Origin of the sequence: Brachybacterium sp. GCM10030268, assembly GCF_042666305.1 — a bacterium.
In the GTDB taxonomy this organism is placed as follows: Bacteria; Actinomycetota; Actinomycetes; order Actinomycetales; family Dermabacteraceae; genus Brachybacterium.
On record NZ_JBHTCW010000003.1, the window covers coordinates 347,776 to 365,011 of the forward strand.

General features: G+C 68.1%; 15 protein-coding genes. 9 read left to right on the forward strand and 6 right to left on the reverse strand.

Annotated features, from left to right (window positions below; translation table 11 throughout):
• Positions 1-151: 151 nt before the first annotated feature.
• The 3 genes from ACFQRD_RS07390 (at position 152) to ACFQRD_RS07400 (ending at position 3,504) form a co-directional block, all read left to right on the forward strand.
• Positions 152-910: an SDR family NAD(P)-dependent oxidoreductase gene (locus ACFQRD_RS07390; protein ID WP_377803634.1), complete on the forward strand. Its 759-nt coding sequence runs from the start codon at positions 152-154 to the stop codon at positions 908-910.
• 172 nt (positions 911-1,082) lie between these two features.
• Entirely contained in the window at positions 1,083-2,633 is a 1,551-nt protein-coding gene (locus ACFQRD_RS07395) for an alkaline phosphatase D family protein (RefSeq protein WP_377019644.1), read from the forward strand.
• A gap of 25 nt (positions 2,634-2,658) precedes the next feature.
• Complete coding sequence (locus ACFQRD_RS07400) at positions 2,659-3,504, forward strand: polysaccharide lyase family protein (protein ID WP_377019642.1); 846 nt, start codon at positions 2,659-2,661, stop codon at positions 3,502-3,504.
• A gap of 21 nt (positions 3,505-3,525) precedes the next feature.
• Here the strand turns inward: ACFQRD_RS07400 and ACFQRD_RS07405 are convergent, their stop codons facing one another.
• Genes ACFQRD_RS07405 through ACFQRD_RS07420 form a run of 4 tightly spaced genes read right to left on the reverse strand, consistent with a single transcriptional unit; the run spans position 3,526 to position 8,030 of the window.
• A complete protein-coding gene (locus tag ACFQRD_RS07405; protein WP_377019641.1) occupies positions 3,526-5,022 on the reverse strand; it encodes a tripartite tricarboxylate transporter permease in 1,497 nt (498 codons plus the stop codon).
• Positions 5,023-5,071: 49 nt separating this feature from the next.
• Positions 5,072-5,578 (reverse strand): tripartite tricarboxylate transporter TctB family protein, encoded by a 507-nt coding sequence (locus tag ACFQRD_RS07410; RefSeq protein ID WP_377019640.1) that lies wholly within the window; start codon positions 5,576-5,578, stop codon positions 5,072-5,074.
• Positions 5,571-6,548, reverse strand: a complete 978-nt coding sequence (locus ACFQRD_RS07415; RefSeq protein WP_377019638.1) for a tripartite tricarboxylate transporter substrate binding protein — start codon at positions 6,546-6,548, stop codon at positions 5,571-5,573. The genes ACFQRD_RS07410 and ACFQRD_RS07415 overlap by 8 nt, the downstream gene beginning before the upstream one ends.
• A 48-nt stretch (positions 6,549-6,596) precedes the next feature.
• A complete protein-coding gene (locus ACFQRD_RS07420) occupies positions 6,597-8,030 on the reverse strand; it encodes a sulfatase (RefSeq protein WP_377019637.1) in 1,434 nt (477 codons plus the stop codon).
• Between the two features lie 373 nt (positions 8,031-8,403).
• On the opposite strand from ACFQRD_RS07420, the gene ACFQRD_RS07425 reads away from it, so the two are divergent.
• Positions 8,404-9,315 (forward strand): sugar-binding transcriptional regulator, encoded by a 912-nt coding sequence (locus ACFQRD_RS07425; RefSeq protein WP_377803635.1) that lies wholly within the window; start codon positions 8,404-8,406, stop codon positions 9,313-9,315.
• 43 nt (positions 9,316-9,358) lie between these two features.
• Here the strand turns inward: ACFQRD_RS07425 and ACFQRD_RS07430 are convergent, their stop codons facing one another.
• Both ACFQRD_RS07430 and ACFQRD_RS07435 read right to left on the reverse strand, forming a co-directional pair.
• Entirely contained in the window at positions 9,359-10,084 is a 726-nt protein-coding gene (locus tag ACFQRD_RS07430) for a FadR/GntR family transcriptional regulator (protein WP_377803636.1), read from the reverse strand.
• A gap of 10 nt (positions 10,085-10,094) precedes the next feature.
• The gene (locus ACFQRD_RS07435) at positions 10,095-10,823 is read right to left on the reverse strand and encodes an SDR family oxidoreductase (RefSeq protein ID WP_377803637.1); all 729 of its coding nucleotides are present in this window, start codon (positions 10,821-10,823) and stop codon (positions 10,095-10,097) included.
• 200 nt (positions 10,824-11,023) lie between these two features.
• Between ACFQRD_RS07435 and ACFQRD_RS07440 the strand changes: the two genes are divergently transcribed.
• The 5 genes from ACFQRD_RS07440 (at position 11,024) to wecB (ending at position 17,186) form a co-directional block, all read left to right on the forward strand.
• Positions 11,024-11,812, forward strand: a complete 789-nt coding sequence (locus ACFQRD_RS07440; RefSeq protein ID WP_377803638.1) for an SDR family NAD(P)-dependent oxidoreductase — start codon at positions 11,024-11,026, stop codon at positions 11,810-11,812.
• Between the two features lie 464 nt (positions 11,813-12,276).
• Positions 12,277-14,079 (forward strand): glycosyltransferase family 4 protein, encoded by a 1,803-nt coding sequence (locus ACFQRD_RS07445; protein WP_377803639.1) that lies wholly within the window; start codon positions 12,277-12,279, stop codon positions 14,077-14,079.
• The gene (locus tag ACFQRD_RS07450; protein ID WP_377803640.1) at positions 14,069-14,974 is read left to right on the forward strand and encodes an ABC transporter permease; all 906 of its coding nucleotides are present in this window, start codon (positions 14,069-14,071) and stop codon (positions 14,972-14,974) included. The genes ACFQRD_RS07445 and ACFQRD_RS07450 overlap by 11 nt, the downstream gene beginning before the upstream one ends.
• Positions 14,958-15,992: an ABC transporter ATP-binding protein gene (locus ACFQRD_RS07455; RefSeq protein ID WP_377803641.1), complete on the forward strand. Its 1,035-nt coding sequence runs from the start codon at positions 14,958-14,960 to the stop codon at positions 15,990-15,992. The genes ACFQRD_RS07450 and ACFQRD_RS07455 overlap by 17 nt, the downstream gene beginning before the upstream one ends.
• A 45-nt stretch (positions 15,993-16,037) precedes the next feature.
• A complete protein-coding gene (gene wecB / locus ACFQRD_RS07460; RefSeq protein WP_377803642.1) occupies positions 16,038-17,186 on the forward strand; it encodes a non-hydrolyzing UDP-N-acetylglucosamine 2-epimerase in 1,149 nt (382 codons plus the stop codon).
• The last annotated feature ends 50 nt before the right edge of the window (positions 17,187-17,236 follow it).

A 17,236-nucleotide genomic window follows, 5' to 3' on the forward strand; every position in this document is an offset into this window, starting at 1 on the left:
AGCTCCTGGCCGGTGTAGCAGGTAGTGCGAGTACCAGTTGCCAGAGGGCGTGCTATCTGGTTCCCCTGGCCCCTGCGTGCTGATGGCATGGATGTCGTCACCAATCAGACCGGCATCTGTTCCCCGATGCCACCCACGTAGGAGGACGACCATGACTGAGAACCTCACCGGAACCGTCGCGATGATCAGCGGAGCCTCCAGCGGCATCGGCCGCGCCGCGGCCCGCCGCCTCGCCGGCGCGGGCGCTTCCGTTGCCCTCGTCGCCCGGCGCGCCGGCCGGCTCGAAGAGCTTGCCGCCGAGCTGCGCGCCGACGGTGGCACCGCCCTGGTCGTCGCCGCTGACCTGACCGACGCCGACACGGCGGCCGCCGCCGTCGAGACCACCGTCACCGCGCTCGGCCGACTGGACACGCTGGTCAACGCCGCAGGCGTCATGCTCAACGGCGCCTCTGACGAGACACCACTGTCCGAGTGGGACCGGATGGTCGACATCAACCTGCGCGGATTGATGTACGTGACCAAAGCCGCTCTGCCTCACCTGTTGGTGGCGGCGCAGCATGGCCCTCGTTCGGTTGCCGACGTCGTGAACATCTCCTCTGTTGCCGGCAGGTTCGCTGCCCCGACCGTCGCTCTGTACAACGCGACCAAGTTCGCAGTGACCGGCGCGACCGAAGCCTGGCGCCAGGAGTACACCACCCGCAACCTGCGCTTCTCGGTCATCGAGCCCGGCCGCACCGCCAGTGAGCTGTTCGAGCACAAGGCCAACTCCGACACCGACTTCACCGCCGCATTCGGTGAAGTCGAGGCATTGCACACCGACGATGTCGCCGACGCCGTCGGCTACATCGTCACCAACCCGCGGCGCGTCGCTGTCAACGAGATCGTCATCCGCCCCACCGATCAGCCCTGACCTGGGCCAAGCCGCCGGATTCGCTCATGCACCACCCGGACGGCGCACGGGGGGTTCGAGGCGCACCTGGCGCCGCGTCGCCCACGCGTCCTCCGGTGTTCAACTGCGAGCAACCGTCGGGTGCTTGACTGTGATGTCACACCGCCACGACGACACCAGCTCGGGAGACCCTATGCCGGCACCTGCCCCGCCCACCTCGCTCAGCCGCCGCCGCCTGCTGCAGGCCAGCGGCGCCTCGGCCGCCCTGCTCGCCCTCGGCATCAGCGCCCCTGAGGCCGACGCCGAGCCGCTGCCGCACCGGGAGGACCTCTTCGGCCTCGGCGTGGCCAGCGGCGCACCCCGGCCCGACGGCGCGGTGCTGTGGACCCGCCTGGCCCCGGATCCGCTGGCGGAGGACGGCCACGGCGACATGCCGCTGCGCAACGTCAGCGTGCGCTGGCAGGTGGCTCGCGACGCCGAGTTCAGTGACATCGTCCAGCGCGGCCAGGCCCTCGCCCAGCCTGAGCTCGCCCACTCCGTGCACCCGCGCGTTGAGGGGCTCGAGCCCGCGACGGAGTACTTCTACCGGTTCCTCGTCGGCAAGCAGACCAGCCCTGTCGGCCGCCTGCGCACGCTGCCCGCGGCCGGCGCCGACGTGGAGTCCTTCTCCGTCGGCGTGGTCTCTTGCCAGGCCTGGTACCACGGCCACTTCACCGCCCACAAGCATCTGGCCGCGGAGGAGGACCTTGACCTGGTGGTCTTCGTCGGCGACTACATCTACGAGTACGGCATCACCGAGTCGAACCTGTGGCGCCAGGGCGCCGAGGTCTCCGCGGCGCACGGCGTGGAGATCGAGACGCTCGAGCAGTACCGGCTGCGCTACGCCCTGTTCAAGTCCGATCCGCACCTGCAGGCCGTCCACGCCCGCGTGCCGGCCGTCGCGGTGTGGGATGACCACGAGGTCCAGAACAACTACATCGCGGACACCTCCGCCTACGCGATCCCGCCGGAGCTGTTCACCTACCGCATCGCCGTGGCCTACCGCGCCTTCTACGAGAACATGCCGCTGGACCTGGCGGCTCTGCCCGACGGGCCGGATACGGACATCACGGCCGGCTTCGACGTGGGCTCCCTGGCCCGCTTCTCCCTGCTGGATTCCCGCCAGTTCCGCGACCCCGTGCCCGAGAGCGCCGAGGAGCAGTACGCGCAGGACCGCACGATCCTCGGCGCTGACCAGGAGCAGTGGGTCACCGGGCGCCTCGAGGAGTCCGAGGCGTCGTGGAACCTGCTGGCCAACGGCGTGGTGCTCACTGCGATCAGCGAGGACCGCACCGACATGTGGGACGGCTACCCAGCCGCTCGGCAGCGGCTGCTGGATGCGATGGCCGCCAGCTCCAACCCCGTGATGCTCACCGGCGACATCCACAAGCACGTCGCCGCCGAGCTGCGGGCCGATTTCACCGATCCTGATGCCGAGACCATCGGCGTGGAGCTGGTGTGCACCTCCGTCGCCTCCGACGGGGACGGCGCCGAGACCGACGGCTACACCTCGGATTGGACCCAGCACGAGTACGTCAAGCACTACGACGGCCGACGGGGATACCTCCACGTGCGCCTGACGCCCGAGGAGCTGACCGCCAGCTTCTACATCGTCGAGTGGATCGAGGCCGACGACACTGCGCCCAAGCAGCTCTCGGCGCGCTTCACCACACCGGCCGACGACCCCCGTCTGATCCCGGCGTGACCCGGGCCCGAGAGGAGACAGCATCATGAGCCCGCGACCCGCCACCGTCACCGGTCTGCACGCCGAGCCCGCCCTGGCCACCACCACCCTGATCTGGGAGCCCCTGGCCTGGGAGCCGCTGATCGACCACTACCGCGTCTACGCCGTGCGCGGCGCCGGCGCGCCCGCCGCCCCGCGTGAGGAGGATCTGCTCGCCAAGACGGTCTACCCGCGCCTGGTCCACGACGGCCTGGATGCGGCCGGCGAGGAGTGGACCTACACCGTCCTGGCTGTCTCCGACGCGGGCGAGCGCGGCAAGCCCAGTCAGCCGCTGACCGCGACCTCGCAGCCCTCGGTCACCGCGACCGGCCGCGAGGTCGCCACCATCGGCAGCTTCGATGGCCGCACCCTCGAGTTCCGCTTCGCCCCGGATTCCTACTCGAGCATCCCGGATCAGTACCCCGATGCGGTCATCGAGTACACGCAGGGCGCCGACGAGCCCGGCAGCGCCTGGCCCTATCTGCTGCCCGGCCCGGGAGACGGCTGGGCCGGCAACCACGACTACCGCGCCCGCTGGACCGTGACCCTCGATGAGGCCCCGGCAGGCGACCACGACCTGGCGATCTGGCTGGTGGACACCACTCGCCTCGGCGGGACCCTGGCGGTCAGCGTGGGCGAGCAGCACATCCGCGACATCGACCTGCCGCTCGGCGCCACTCGCGGCTCCCGCGAGGGCGATGCGACCGTGCCCGGCTCGACGCTGGTGCGCTCCTTCCACGAGTTCGCCATCCCGGCCGACGCGCTGCAGGCCGGAGAGAACGTCATCGAGCTGCACCTGGTCGAGGGCGGCTGGGTCGCGTGGGACGCGGTGGGGCTGTTCGCGCGGGAGTGAGCCGTGCCGGTCCGCGTGGGCTCAGTGGTCCACGCGGACCTTCTCGGGCTCTGCGGCGCGGCGCCGTGCCAGCCAGCCCACCAGCGCCCACAGCAGCGCGCCGATCACCAGGATCGTGAACACCGGGCTGGAAGCGAAGATCCCGAGGGAGCCGTCGGACTGCAGCAGGCTGCGACGGACGTTAGCCTCCAGCAGCGGCCCGAGCACGAAGGCGAGAGCCAGCGGAGCCACCTCGAAGCCGAACTTCTTCATCACGTAGCCGAGGATGCCGAACGCCAGGGCCACCCAGATGTCGAAGATCGAGGTGTTCACGCTGTACACGCCGACAACGGTCACCAGCAGGGTCAGGGGGCCCAGGAACCGCATCGGGGCGCTGAGCAGCCGGGTGAACAGGTGGATCAGCGGGATGTTCAGCACCAGCAGCATGAGGTTGCCGATGAACATCGAGACGATCACGCCCCAGAACACCTCGGGGTGGGTCTGGATCAGCTGCGGCCCCGGGGTGATGCCCTGGACCATGAGGGCCCCGAAGATCACGGCCATCGTCGTGTTCGCCGGGATGCCCAGGCTGAGCAGAGGGATGAACGAGGAGTTCGCGGCGGCGTTGTTCGCCGTCTCGGGCCCGGCGACGCCCTCGATGGTGCCGGTGCCGAACTTCTCAGGGTGCTTGGAGATGCGCTTCTCCACGCCGTAGGACGCCATCGACGCGATGGTGGCGCCGCCACCGGGCAGGATGCCGAGCAGGAATCCGATCACCGAGCCGCGGGCGAAGGGGCCGGTGGAGGCTCGAACCTCTGCGCGTCGGGGCAGGACGCGCCCGTAGCCGAGGGACTCGGGTGGGTTGCGCCTGCTCTCGTCGATCGTGTGCAGCAGCTCGCCGATCCCGAACAGGCCCATCGCGACCGCGGTGAACTCGATCCCGCCGGCCAGTGCGGGCACTCCGAGGGTGAACCGGGCCGTGCCGTCGATGGGGTCGGTCCCGATGGTGGCCAGCAGCAGTCCCACCGCGGCGACCACGACCCCGCGCAGCAGTCCGCCGTTGGCGAGGTAGGCGACCAGCACGATGCCCACCAGTGCCAGCAGTGCGTACTCGGCGGGTCCGAAGCCGAGGGCGAGGCGGGCGATGGGGGCGGCCAGGAACAGCAGTCCGGTGATCGCGACGGTCCCGCCCACGAAGGACCCGATGGCGGAGATGCCCAGGGCCACCCCGCCCTGTCCCTTCCGGGCCATCTGGTATCCGTCGAACGTGGTCACGATGGTGGTGGCCTCGCCGGGGATCTTCAGCAGCACCGAGGTGATGGTCCCGCCGTAGGCGGAGCCGTAGAAGATGCCGGCGAGCATGATGATCGCGGATTCCGGGGGCATCGCGAACGTGATCGGCAGCAGCAGGGCGATGGTCCCGGCGGACCCGAGCCCCGGGAGCACCCCGATCAGGTTGCCCACCAGGACCCCGATGAACACGATCAGCAGATTCTGCAGGGTGAAGGCCGTCGATAGGCCCAGCAGGAACTCTTCCATCAGCGTGGCTCCTGAGTCTCGAGGGTCGGTGTGTCGGTGGGGTGGGCGGTCATAGCGGGGCGGAGACGCCGAGGATCACGAAGAACAGAACCCACGCCGCGGCCGTCGCGAGCACACAGGTCAGTGCGATCTGAAGCGGCTTGCGGGCGCCGGCGGCCAGTTGGCATCCCGTCAGCAGCACCAGCGAAGCCACGATGAAGTGGACGTACTGGAAGAGCAGGATGAAGGCGAGGATCGAGCCGACGGCCAGGAGTGCGTGCAGCTGTTCCCGGCCGAACGCTCCTTCCTTCCCGTCGCGGTTGAACACCACAAAGATGACGGAGCCGACGGTCAGCGCCGCGCCCAGCGTCAGCGGCCAGAGTCCGGCTCCGGGGCGCTGCAGTGTGCCCACACCGAAGCTGAGCGCCCAGGCGATCGCCCCGATCCCGACCGCCGCGAGGACCAGGGCGCCCAGTGGTTTCAGGACGCGCTGCCGCGGCGGGGCGGCGCCGGCCTCGGTTCCCGGGTCGATCGGCTCGGCTGCGGGTAGCGCGCCGTGCGAGGCTTGCTCATTCATCGATCAGGCCCAGTTCGGCGAAGGTCGTCCCGTTCTCGTCGTACTCCACCTGGAGGTTGTCGGTCAGCTCGTCGGCCGGCACGCTCGAGGGCTCGGAATACAGCGTCTTCAGGGACTCGGTCACCCCGTCGGACTCGCGGGCCTGGGTGAAGATGTCCTCCAGCTTCGCGGCGGCCTCGTCGGGAACCTCGGCGTTGGCGTAGAGCGCCTTCCACACGGACAGCTCGACGTCCACGCCCTGCTCCGCCGCGGTGGGGACGTCGGGCAGGGCCTCGATGCGCTCGGAGCTGAACACGGCGATCGCCCGCAGGTCCTCGGACTCGAGGTACTGCATCGCCTCTCCGGGGTGGACGGCCACGGCGTCGACCTGGTTCCCGAGCAGCGCGGTGATCGCCGGGGCGGAGCCGTCGAAGGGGATGCCCTCGGCATCCTTCTCCAGCAGGGAGAACGTCTGGGCGACCGAGAGCTGGGTGTAGCTGCCGGTGCCGGAGTTGGCATAGGTGAAGCGGTGCCCGTTCTCGGCGCGCAGGTCATCGATGCTCTGCCAGGCGCTGTCGGCGTTGACGACCAGCAGGATGGGCTCCTCGTTGACCGCGGCGATGCCGCGGAAATCCGAGGGTTCGAACTGGACGTCCTGGAAGTACGGCATGGAGGCGAACGGTCCGTTGGGCAGGTAGATCACCTGGCACGGGTCGGGCTGCTGCGTCGCGATCTCGGTCGCGGCGACGGTGCCGTTGGCTCCGGTGGGGTTGGTGACCTCCACCCGCACGTCGGAGTTCTTGGTGGCGGCGTCCGCGAGAGCCCGGCCTACGGTGTCGGAGCTGCCGCCCGGGGGATAGGGCACGGCCATCGTGATGGTGTCGCAGCCTCCCTCGCCGGAGGCATTGTTCTGGGCGCAGCCCGCGGTGGTGGTGGCGAGGGCCGCGGTGGCGGCCAGGACGATCAGGCCTCGGGATGATCTGCGGTACATGTCGCTACTCCTTCGTAACTGGTGGATGGGGGGCGGGACGTGCGGTGGTCAGAGGACGGTGGCTGCCCAGCCGGCGGTGTGCAGCTCACTCTCGGCCCGCCAGCGGGAGACCACCGCGGAGAGTCGATCGCGCTCGGCCCGGGCCGACGGGACGTCCCAGAGGTTGGCCATCTCGTGGGGGTCCTGCTCGAGGTCGAACAGCTGGCCGTCCTCGTGGTCGATGAACTCGACGAGCTTGTAGCGGCGGTCGCGCACCATCGTCATCAGTTCGGTCTTCTGCAGCACCATGTCCTGGGCGTGCTCGGAGAAGGCGTACTCGCGACCGGCGTACTCCTGGCCGTGCAGGGCCGGGACCAGGGAACGGGCCTCCATCCACTGCGGCGGGGCGATCCCGGCCAGCTCGAGCACCGTCGGCCCCAGATCGAACAGGGACGTCAAACCGTCGAGCCGCTGTCCTTCGCGGATTCCGGGTCCGGCGATCAGGGCGGGCACGTGCACGCTCGGCTCGTACATGGACCACTTCTGAATGTGGCCGTGGTCGTTGAGGCAGTCGCCGTGGTCCGAGGTGAAGATGATGACGGTGTCCTCGAGCACCCCGCGCCGCTCCAGGGCGGCCATGATTTCCCCGACCTGCTCGTCGATCATGGTCACGTTGGCCATGTAGTGGCGGCGCTGGCGGGCGACCTGGTCGGCGGTGGGGTTCTCCAGGTGCACGATGCCGTCGTGGTCGACCTCCAGGTTGTCGCGGATCAGGTCTTTCACCGCGTAGGGCTGGCTCTCCCGATCCTCGGGGGAGTCGTGTACCGGCGGCATCTCGACGCCGTCGTACTGCTCGAGGGCGGAGGTGGTGGGGTCATACGGCGGGTGCGGGCCGGGGAACCCGACCTGCAGGAAGAAGGGCTCATCGCCGGGATAGACATCGAGCCAATGTGCTGCCAGCCCGCCGACGAAGTTGTCCACGTGCAGGTCGTCGGGGGAGTCCCACTCGAAGGCGCCCAGCCGCTCGCTGTAGTCCTCCAGGGCGCGGTACTTGGTCGCCCGATCCGGCTTGACCAACCCGCGGGCGCGGAACGCCTTGTCCCATTCGTCGAGGAAGAACGGAAGCGTGGGATTGGAGCGGTCCTTGTTCTCGACCACGTGCCGCTCGTGGAACCCCAGGCTCGCGGTGTACGGGTAGGTGTGCATCTTGCCGACGTTCACGCAGCGGTACCCGGTCTCCGCGAGTCGCTGCACCCAGGAATGGCTCCACGGATCGTTGTTCTTCAGCACCCCGGTGGTGTGCGGGTACAGCCCCGTGAACAGGCTCGCGCGCGAGGGCGCGCAGGACGGCGCGGTCACGTACATGTTGGTGAACGACGTGCCGGAATCCGCCAGCCGATCGAGGTTCGGAGTGATCGCGTGCTCGTGGCCGAGCGCGGCGATCGTGTCGAAACGCTGCTGATCGGTGATGACGAAGACGATGTTGGGACGGTCCTGGGACATGTCGTCCTTTCTGTCGGGACGGCTGATGCCGCGTATGGGTCGGGTTCGTGGGGTCGGGGTCACGGGGATGGGTGACGCGTGGGTTCGCTTCGTGGGGAGGAATCCGCGGGGATGGTGCTGCTGGAGCCGGTGGCCTCGGTGCCGGACCGGCGGGCGGCCGACGGGTGAACAACGGCGACCGGGTTCCGGACTCTCCTCTGAGCCCGGGGACGTAATGCACATGTGAGCGTTATTGAATCTGCTCGGATGGTGGTGCGAGTGTAGGAGCGTGTCGAACGACGCGCAACCGCGCATTCATCGCCGTGCTCAAATGTGCGACAGTTGGGGCGTGGTGGATACACGGCGCAGGACCGACTCGATCAGTAGGGCTCTCGTGCTCGACGTGGCCCGGGCCTACTACCTCCATGACCGCTCGAAGGTCGATATCGCGCGCCAGACCGGCCTCAGCCGCTGGCAGGTCGCGCGCGTACTGGCCGACGCCCGCGACTCCGGCCTCGTGACCATCCATGTCGCCGATGACGATCCCGGCGCCCGCGACCTGGCCGGTCAGGTCCGGGACGCCCTGGGCATCAGCGAAGTGATCGTGGTCGACCGCGGCGCCAGCACCGCTCTGACCCCGAGCATCGACGCGGTGGCCTCCGGCCTGGCCGAGTACCTCTCCGAGACGGTGCGTGCGGGGGAGACCCTCGGCATCGTCTGGTCCCGCATCGTCGAAGCGCTACCGGGGAAGCTGCGCAGCATGGCGCCATGCGATGTGGTCCAGCTGGCCGGCGCGCTCACCTTTCCCGGCAACCGCGTGGGTTCGGTCGAGGTGATCCGTCAGGTCGCCCGCGTCGCCGAGGGGACCGCGCACCCGATCTATGCACCGTTGGTGGCGCCGACGGGAGAGACCGCGGCCGCCTTGCGGCGCGCACCGGAGATCGCGAAAGTGCTGGATCGGGCCATGCACGCCGACCGTGCGGTGGTGGGGATCGGCACCTGGACCCGCGAGGGCTCCTCGATCCTGCCCCTGCTACCGGAGGAGCTGGTGAGCGCGACCGCTGCGGCTGGTGCTGCCGCGGTCATCTCCGGCCGGGTGATCGATGCCGACGGGCAGGCGATCGACGTGGGCGTGGACGAGCACATCCTCGGGGTGAGCCTGGACCAACTGCGCGGGATCCCGTCGGTGATCGGCGCCTGCGCCGGCGCCCATCGCGCCGACGCTGTGCGCGCTGCGGTGCGCGGAGGCCTCGTGGACGTGCTGATCGCCGACGAGCCGCTGGCCCGGGCGCTGCTGGGATCCTGAGGCGCGCGCGGGAGCGGCCAGTCCCCAGGGCCTGGCTTAGTGCTCACGCATGTCGACCCTCCGTATTGTCCGTACGAACGGACGCCTCCTGCGAGGTGCGCTCGACGATCCGGCGCATCATTGCCGCCGCCTCCTCCGCCTCGCCCGCGGTGATCGCGCCGGCGACCTCGGCGTGCAGCTGCAGGTCGTGGGGATCGGGCAGCAGGTGGGCCCGCTCCCGCACGGCCCGCTCCTGCAGGGCCTGGTCGATCACCGCGCGCAGCCGGGCGAACATGCTGTTGGCGGAGAGGTCGAGCACCGCGGCGTGCAGGGCGAGGTCTGCCTGCAGGAACGCGGTCGCCTCGGGCTCGCCTGCCGCGCTGCGCATCGCCGCCACGGCCCGTTCGAGCTCGTCCGTGCTGGCCGATCCGCTGCGGACGGCCCGGGCGGCGGCGGCCGCGGCGGCCGGCTCGATCGCCAGGCGCAGGGCCCGCAGCTCCTCGATTTGCTGGTCTCGCTCGCTGCTCTCGAGCCGCCACCGGATCACGCGCGGATCCAGCACGTCCCAGTGCTCGCGGCCCAGCACGCGCAGGCCCACGCGCCGCCCGGCGCTGAGCATGCCCAGCGCGCCGAGCACCCGCGTCACCTCCCGCACCACGCTGCGGGAGGCGCCGGTGCGCTGGACCAGGGCGTCGATGGTGTCGCCGTGCCCGGCGGGCAGTTCGCCGGCGACGATCTCGCGGCCCAACTGGTCCAGGGCGCGCTCGAAGGCGGTGGAGTCCGCGGCCATCCCGGCTCGCTCAGGCCTGGGAGACGGGGGAGACGACGAGTTCGTCGATGCGCACGTGCGCGGGGGATTCGAGCACGAAGCTGACGGTGCGGGCGATGTCCTCCGGGGTGAGCATGACGGCGCGGGCGGCGGCGTCGGGCACCTGCGGGCGCTGCTCGAGGAAGTCGGTGGCCACATCGCCCGGGCACAGGTGGCAGGCGCGCACGCCGTGGGCGGCCTCCTGCTGGTTCAGGGTGCGGATCAGGGAGGAGACGGCCGTCTTGGAGGCGGAGTAGGCCACGCCCGCGCCCGGCTGGAAGCTCCAGCCCGCGTAGGAGGAGATCGCCACGACGGTGCCGCTGCTCTGACGCAGGTGGGGGAGGGCGGCGTCGATGACGGTGGCGACCGCGGTGAGGTTGGTGCCGACGATCTGCTCGAACTCGCCCATGTCCTGATTGTCCCAGCGGCGCTGCGGCGCGTTCTGGCCGGCGGCGAGCACCAGAGCATCCAGGCTCCCGAAGCGGTCGGTGACGGTCTGGGCGGCCTCGGTCACGGCGCCTTTGTCGCGCACGTCCAGGGGCAGCGCCAGGGCCTCGCCCCCGTCGGCGGCGATCTCGGCGACCACTTCGTCCAGCACCTCGCGGCGGCGTCCGCTGACGGCGACGGCCCAGCCCAGGGCTGCCGCGGCGCGGGCGACGGCGCGGCCCATGCCGCTGCCTCCGCCGGTGATCCACAGGGCGGGTGCGTTTGTGCCAGTCATGGGGTCTCCTCGTCGTGCCGTCGTCATCAGGGATGTGACGTTGTTATGTGGCTGCTCGGGGCTGTGCGGATCGGTCCCGGACGCCGCGGAGGCGACTCCGGTGGCCCGCCCGATCTCAATAGTATGCTTTTTGGGACGGTCTGCCGACGGGGCATGCCGAGAGCGAGCCAGCGGCGACGGGCTGCGGAGAGGACGACGCGATGGAGCTGGATCTGAGGAACAAGGTGGTCGTGATCACCGGCGCGGCGCGCGGCATCGGAGCCGTCATCGCCCAGCGCTTCGCCGCCGAGGGCGCGAGGGTGGTTGCCTTCGACCTCGCCTTCCCCGACCCGGCCGAGGGAGTCGGCGTCGAGGACGGCCAGGGTGAGGAGCTGCCCGTCGAGCAGGTCGTGTGCAACGTCGCCGATCCCGAGTCGGTCCAGGCGGCGGTGGACGAGGTGGCCGGCCGCCACGGCACCATCGACGTGCTGGTCAACAACGCCGGCATCAACGTCGAGGGCGCGGTGGCGGACATCGAATGGGCCCGCTGGAAGGCCTGCATGGACGTGAACGTGGGCGGGGTGTTCCTCATGAGCCAGGCGGTCGCGCCGCTGATGCAGGCCGCCGGCGGCGGACGGATCATCAACGCCGCCTCGTTCGCGGCGATCGTCCCCAGCGTGGCCAGCGCCGCGTACTCCGCCTCGAAGTCCGCCGTGGTGCAGCTGACCCGGGTGTTGGCCTCGGAGCTGGGCCCGTGGGACATCACCGTCAACGCCTACGCCCCCGGCATGGTGCCCACCGCCATGAACGGCTTCGCCGAGATGCCCACCGAGGCGCAGGACCGGCTGCTGGACACCCTCTCCCTGCGCCGCTGGGAGACCCCGGACGACGTCGCGAACCTGCTGATCTTCCTCGCCAGCGACCAGGCCTCCTACATCACCGGCACCCTGCTGGACGTCTCCGGCGGCAAGCTGGCCACGCAGATCCCGTCACGGGCGTATGGGCGGTGAGTACAGAGGGCAGTCTGACCCGGATAGACCGCCCAGCGGGACACCAAGATCCTCATGATCACTTGGCTGTTGGCTTCCCGGCTGCCGGCATGGTGGTTCTGGCGGGCTGGACGGAAGGCGGGGAATGGATCGCCGATGTCTCCAACAGCATAGGAACCGATAGCCTCGGGTATATGCGCCGGAGTGGCGTCACATCTGACAAGGGACACGAGCGCGGAGCCGTGTGAGCCGGAAAGCTATTTTGAACGCTAGGCGCCGATCCAGGCCCGACAGCGCCCCACCGAAGTACCGATGGCTCTGGCGTGACTCGAAAGGGATGGCATCCGCGTGTCGGTGCCCAACGCCTACGGGCGCCGTGGGTCATCAGACCGTGCTGTCTAGTGTGAGCCGGTCTGCCTGATGAAAGGCGCGCAACATCGGTAGTATCCCCAGGTGTCCGTCATACGTTCTCCGGAAGGGGGACCGTGCCCAGCCCCCGCCAGACCGTTCGCAATGCGCGTCTTCTTGTCCAGTCATGTCTCCAGCACCTTGTGGATGATCCTGCGTTGCTCGCGGTGCAAGCGAGCCGAAGGCTCCCGTTCTGGGCGCGGGTGAGAGTCGGCAAAGGCCTCCTCGACGTGGGTCGCAGGATCCCTGGCGGAACGGGTGTCGCGGCGCTGGGTGCCTTCATGGCTGGTGACGGGAGAACCTCGGCACAACTGCTCGAGCGCTCCACGGGGTCCCGGTCCGCACTCCGCGGAGAGGTTGCCGTCCTACTGGACCGCGCAGATCTGATCTCGACCAACGCGCCGGCAAGTACTCGCGCGCGTGCCGCGTGGATGCGTGGTCAGTTCACCGCGGCGGTCACGATTCTGGAGAAAGCTGGCCAGGGACGCACCCGGTACGCGCAGCGTCTGCGTAGCGAGTTGCAGCTGCTGCAGCCTGGATATCGCCTCCCTGTGTCGCAGCGAGCGACCCCGGTGCGTGCATCTTTATTGGAAAAGCCGGCCAGGGTACTCTGTCTGGTTACGAATTCTCTGCCGCATACCCAGTCCGGCTACTCCTTGCGTACTCATCGTATTCTCACCGCTCTGTCCGGTGAGGGCATCGCATCGGTGGCGCTGACGAGAACCGGATATCCGGTCATGGTGGGGCTTCCGACCGCTGCTAAGGAGGACGTGGTCGATGGCATCCGATATGTGCGCACTCTTCCCGAACGGCTACCTCGGACGCAGGAGGACCGCCTGCTCGCCGAAGTGGAACGGGCTCTCGCCCTGGTCGAGGAGTTCCGCCCGCATATTCTGCACGCGACCACGAACTACTACAACGCGCTGGTTGCGCAAGCAGTCGCGGAGGTGACCGGTTTGCCGTGGGTGCTCGAGGTGCGAGGGTTGATGGAGGAGACGTGGATCGCGTCCCTGGCGACGGCGGAGGGCCGCAAGTTCGCTGCGACGTCCGAGAAACCGCGGCTTATCGCCGCGCGCAGGGCCGAGCTCGTCGCTGAGGCGGACGCCGTCGTCACCCTTAGCGAGACCATGGCCGCGGATCTCGAGCGGCACGGTGTCGATCGTTCTCGGGTCGCGATCGTTCCGAATGGAGTCGACGAGTCTCTGCTGGAGGACCATGTCACTCCGGAAGAAGCGCGGCAGCTCCTAGGCCTCAAGCGGCGGGATTCGTTCATGGTCGGCGCCGTGAGTGCACTGGTGGACTATGAGGGATTCGACACGCTGTTGCGGGCGGTCGCGCTGCTGCTCACCGAGGATTCGGCTCCGTCCGCCTTGCGTGAGCAGCTATATGTCGCCATCGCAGGCGACGGCAGCGCCGCCCCCGCGCTGCGAACGCTCGCCCGTGAACTCGGAATCGAGGATCGCGTTCTGATGCCCGGCCGGGTCCCGCGGGATCGCGCGCGCGACTGGGTGCAGGCGCTCAACGTTGTCGTAGTTCCGAGGCGGGATGTCGAGGTGGCGCGGACGGTCACGCCTCAGAAGCCGGTCGAGGCCATGGCTCTCGGCCGGCCAGTGATCGTGAGCGATTTGCCAGCGCTCCGGGAGACGATAACCGACGACACGGGACACCTCGCGGGCCTGCTGACTCCGGCAGGTAATGCCGAGGCACTGGCGACCCAGATCCACGCACTATGGGCGGACGCGCCCCGTCGCGACGAACTGGGGGAGAAGGGACGCTCGCTTGCGGCGTCACGGACCTGGAGCGCGATGGTGAGACGATATGACGCGGTGTACACCCAGGCGGCGTCCGAACGCCGAGAAGGAGCAGCGCGTGGCAAGTGATGTCAAGAGCGTTCCGCGGATCTTGCGTGCCCTCGACGAGCAAGGCGTGGAGACGGCGGGCCTTGGCCCGGTGGGCGTGCGTCCGAAGCTCGGTGACTACCTTCGAGAGCTGTGGGGGCGGCGCCACTTCATCTGGATGGACTCGCGTCACCGCCTGGCCACAAAGAACACTAGAAATAGGCTGGGCAACGTCTGGCTCGTGCTGCGGCCTATCCTCGATGCGGCGCTTTACTTCGTCGTCTTCGGGTTGATCATTACTGGTGCACGAGGTGGCGTGGAGAACTTCGCCGCGTATGTCGTGATCGGCGTCCTCATGTTCCAGTCCACCATGCGCAGCATCAGCCAGGGACCAGGGATTATTCGCGGCGGCGCCGCCATGATCCGAGCGTTCTCGTTCCCTCGCGCCTCGCTGCCGATCTCCACCGAGATCCGTGACGCGCTCCAGATGCGCTTCACCCTCCCGGTCGTGCTGATCATGATCATGGTGATTCCGCCCCACGAGATGCCGGGCCTCGCCTGGCTTCTGGTGGCCCCGATCCTCCTGCTCCAGACGGTCCTGAATTTGGGTGTGTCCTTTCTCATGGCTCGTATCGGGTTCGTAGTCCCCGACACCGCCCAGCTCATGGGGGTGGTCGGGAGATTTCTGATGTATGGCTCGGGCGTAATCTTCCCGGTCGAGAGATTTCTTGAGCGCTTCGACAATCCCTGGATCGACCTGGTTGTACTAGCGAACCCGATTTACCACATGCTGAAGATGTATCGCGAGGTGCTGATCGACAATGAGGTGCCGGCGCTCAACTCATGGTTGGTCTTCGGGGCGTGGGCCTTTGCCCTGTTGATCGTCGGGTTCTTAGTGTTCTGGCAAGGGGAGGCGACCTATGGCGACGACCGCTGATCCCGACAGCTCGCGGCCCCAGCGCGACGACCAGCCCGAGCGCTGGGTCGCGCCGGAACAGTCACCGGTGACCTTGGTCGCCCACGATGTACGGGTGCGGTACCACGTGCCGTGCACAGACCGCACGCCCCGGAAGAACTTCATGGGACGGCTGCGGCGCAAGCACACGGTCTCGGTCGCCGCGGTGCGCGGGATCTCTTTCACTGCACGCTCGGGTGAGTTCATTGGGGTCATCGGGCGTAACGGCTCAGGAAAATCGACCCTGCTGCGTGTGCTAGCCGGCCTCGAGGCCCCAACGTCAGGCACGGTTCTCACCTCCGCGAAACCGATGCTCTTGGGAGTCAGCGCGGCGCTCATGCCCGACTTGACCGGCGCAGAGAACGTCAAGCTTGGGGCTCTCGCCATGGGGCTGACCCCGCAACGCGCCGAGGAGATCTTCGAAGACGTGGTCGAGCTCTCCGCCCTTGGGGACGCCATCGACCTGCCGATGCGCACCTACTCCTCGGGTATGGCAGCGCGACTGAAGTTCGCGATCTCTCTCTCGGCGGATCCGTCGATTCTTATGATCGACGAGGCGCTCTCAACGGGTGATGCCACATTCGCAGAACGCTCGAAGCGCGCCATGGACGAAATGCTTGCGAAGGCCGGCACGGTGTTCCTCGTGAATCATGCCGCCCAGACCATTGAGAGCATGTGTTCACGTGCGATCTGGATGGAGCGTGGCAGAGTAGTCCAGGACGGAGACGCCGTGGAGGTCGCTCGGAAGTACCGCTGGTTCGCGCACAACCTGGCTCAGGGCAATGACGAGAAGGCCGCCGGTCTGTTGCGGGATGCGGTCTTGGAAGGTGAGGAGACGCGTCGCGCCGCGCAGCTTCTTGTGCAGACACCAACAGAATCGGTCCGGAATCGGAGCATCCCGGAGCTTGAACCTGATCCTTTCACTCGCATATACGACAAGCACTCTCAGTCCCCCAAGAAGTCTTTCCCATCCACCGTCTTCCCCAATGCGGCAGACTGACGTCGATCCCGCGAATCACGAGGAGTTCCTGTGTCCCTCCGAATCATGACCATCTACGGCACGCGCCCTGAGGCGATCAAGGTCGCGCCGATCATCAAGGCCATCGATACTGCAGATGGCCTCGAGAACGTCATCGTCGTGACCGGACAGCACCGTGAGATGCTCGACCAGGTCAACACCATGTTCGAGATCGTGCCGGACCACGACCTCAACATCATGAGCAGTGGACAGACCCTCAACGGGATCATTGCGCGGGTGATCAGCGGTATCGACGAGATCCTCGAGCTGGAGAACCCCGATGCGGTCATCGTGCAGGGAGACACCTCCACGGTGATGGGCGCCGCTGTCGCTGCATTCAATCGCCAGGTCCCAGTCATCCATCTGGAGGCCGGACTGCGATCCGGCGACATTAACTCGCCTTTCCCCGAGGAGGCGAATCGGAGGCTGACCAGCCAAATCTCGGCGCTCCATCTTGCACCCACCGAGACCTCGAAAGCGAACCTGACCCGCGAGGACATCAGTGAGAATGACATTGTCGTCACCGGGAACAGCGTCATCGACACTCTCCTGTTCGCGACGCAGACGATGGACGTCCACTTCGAAGATCCGCGTCTCGAGGCGCTTCAGGAGGCCAAAGAGGCTGGGACTGCCGGTCGCATCCTGCTCGTGACCGCTCACCGTCGTGAGAACCTCGGCAGTGCGATGGAGAGTATCGGCGAAGCAGTGGCGGAGCTCGCACAGAAGTACCCGGAACTCACGATCGTGTTTCCGATCCACAGGAATCCCAAGGTGCGGGCTGCGATCCGCCCCGCCGTCGAGGGTCTAGAGAACATCTTCATCATCGAACCGCTCGCGTACGCCGAGTTCACACGGGCGCTGAGCCTGGCAGACGTCGTCCTCACCGATTCCGGTGGTGTTCAAGAGGAGGCGCCGAGCCTCGGCAAGCCCGTTCTGGTCATGCGTGAGAACACTGAGCGTCCGGAGGCGGTTGTCGCCGGTACGGTGAAGCTCATCGGCACACACCAGCAGCGTCTCGTCGACGAGGTCTCGCTGTTGCTGGACTCGGAGGAGGCGTACCGCGGAATGGCGAATGCCGTGAACCCGTACGGCGACGGGCGGGCCGCGGAACGCACGCTCGCTGCGATCAAATGGAAGTTCGCCGAGGGTGGTCGACCGCAGGACTTCGCTGACTAGGGCGGCCTCACCAGACGGAGCGGTGTACAGCCGTCACGTGATGCGACAAC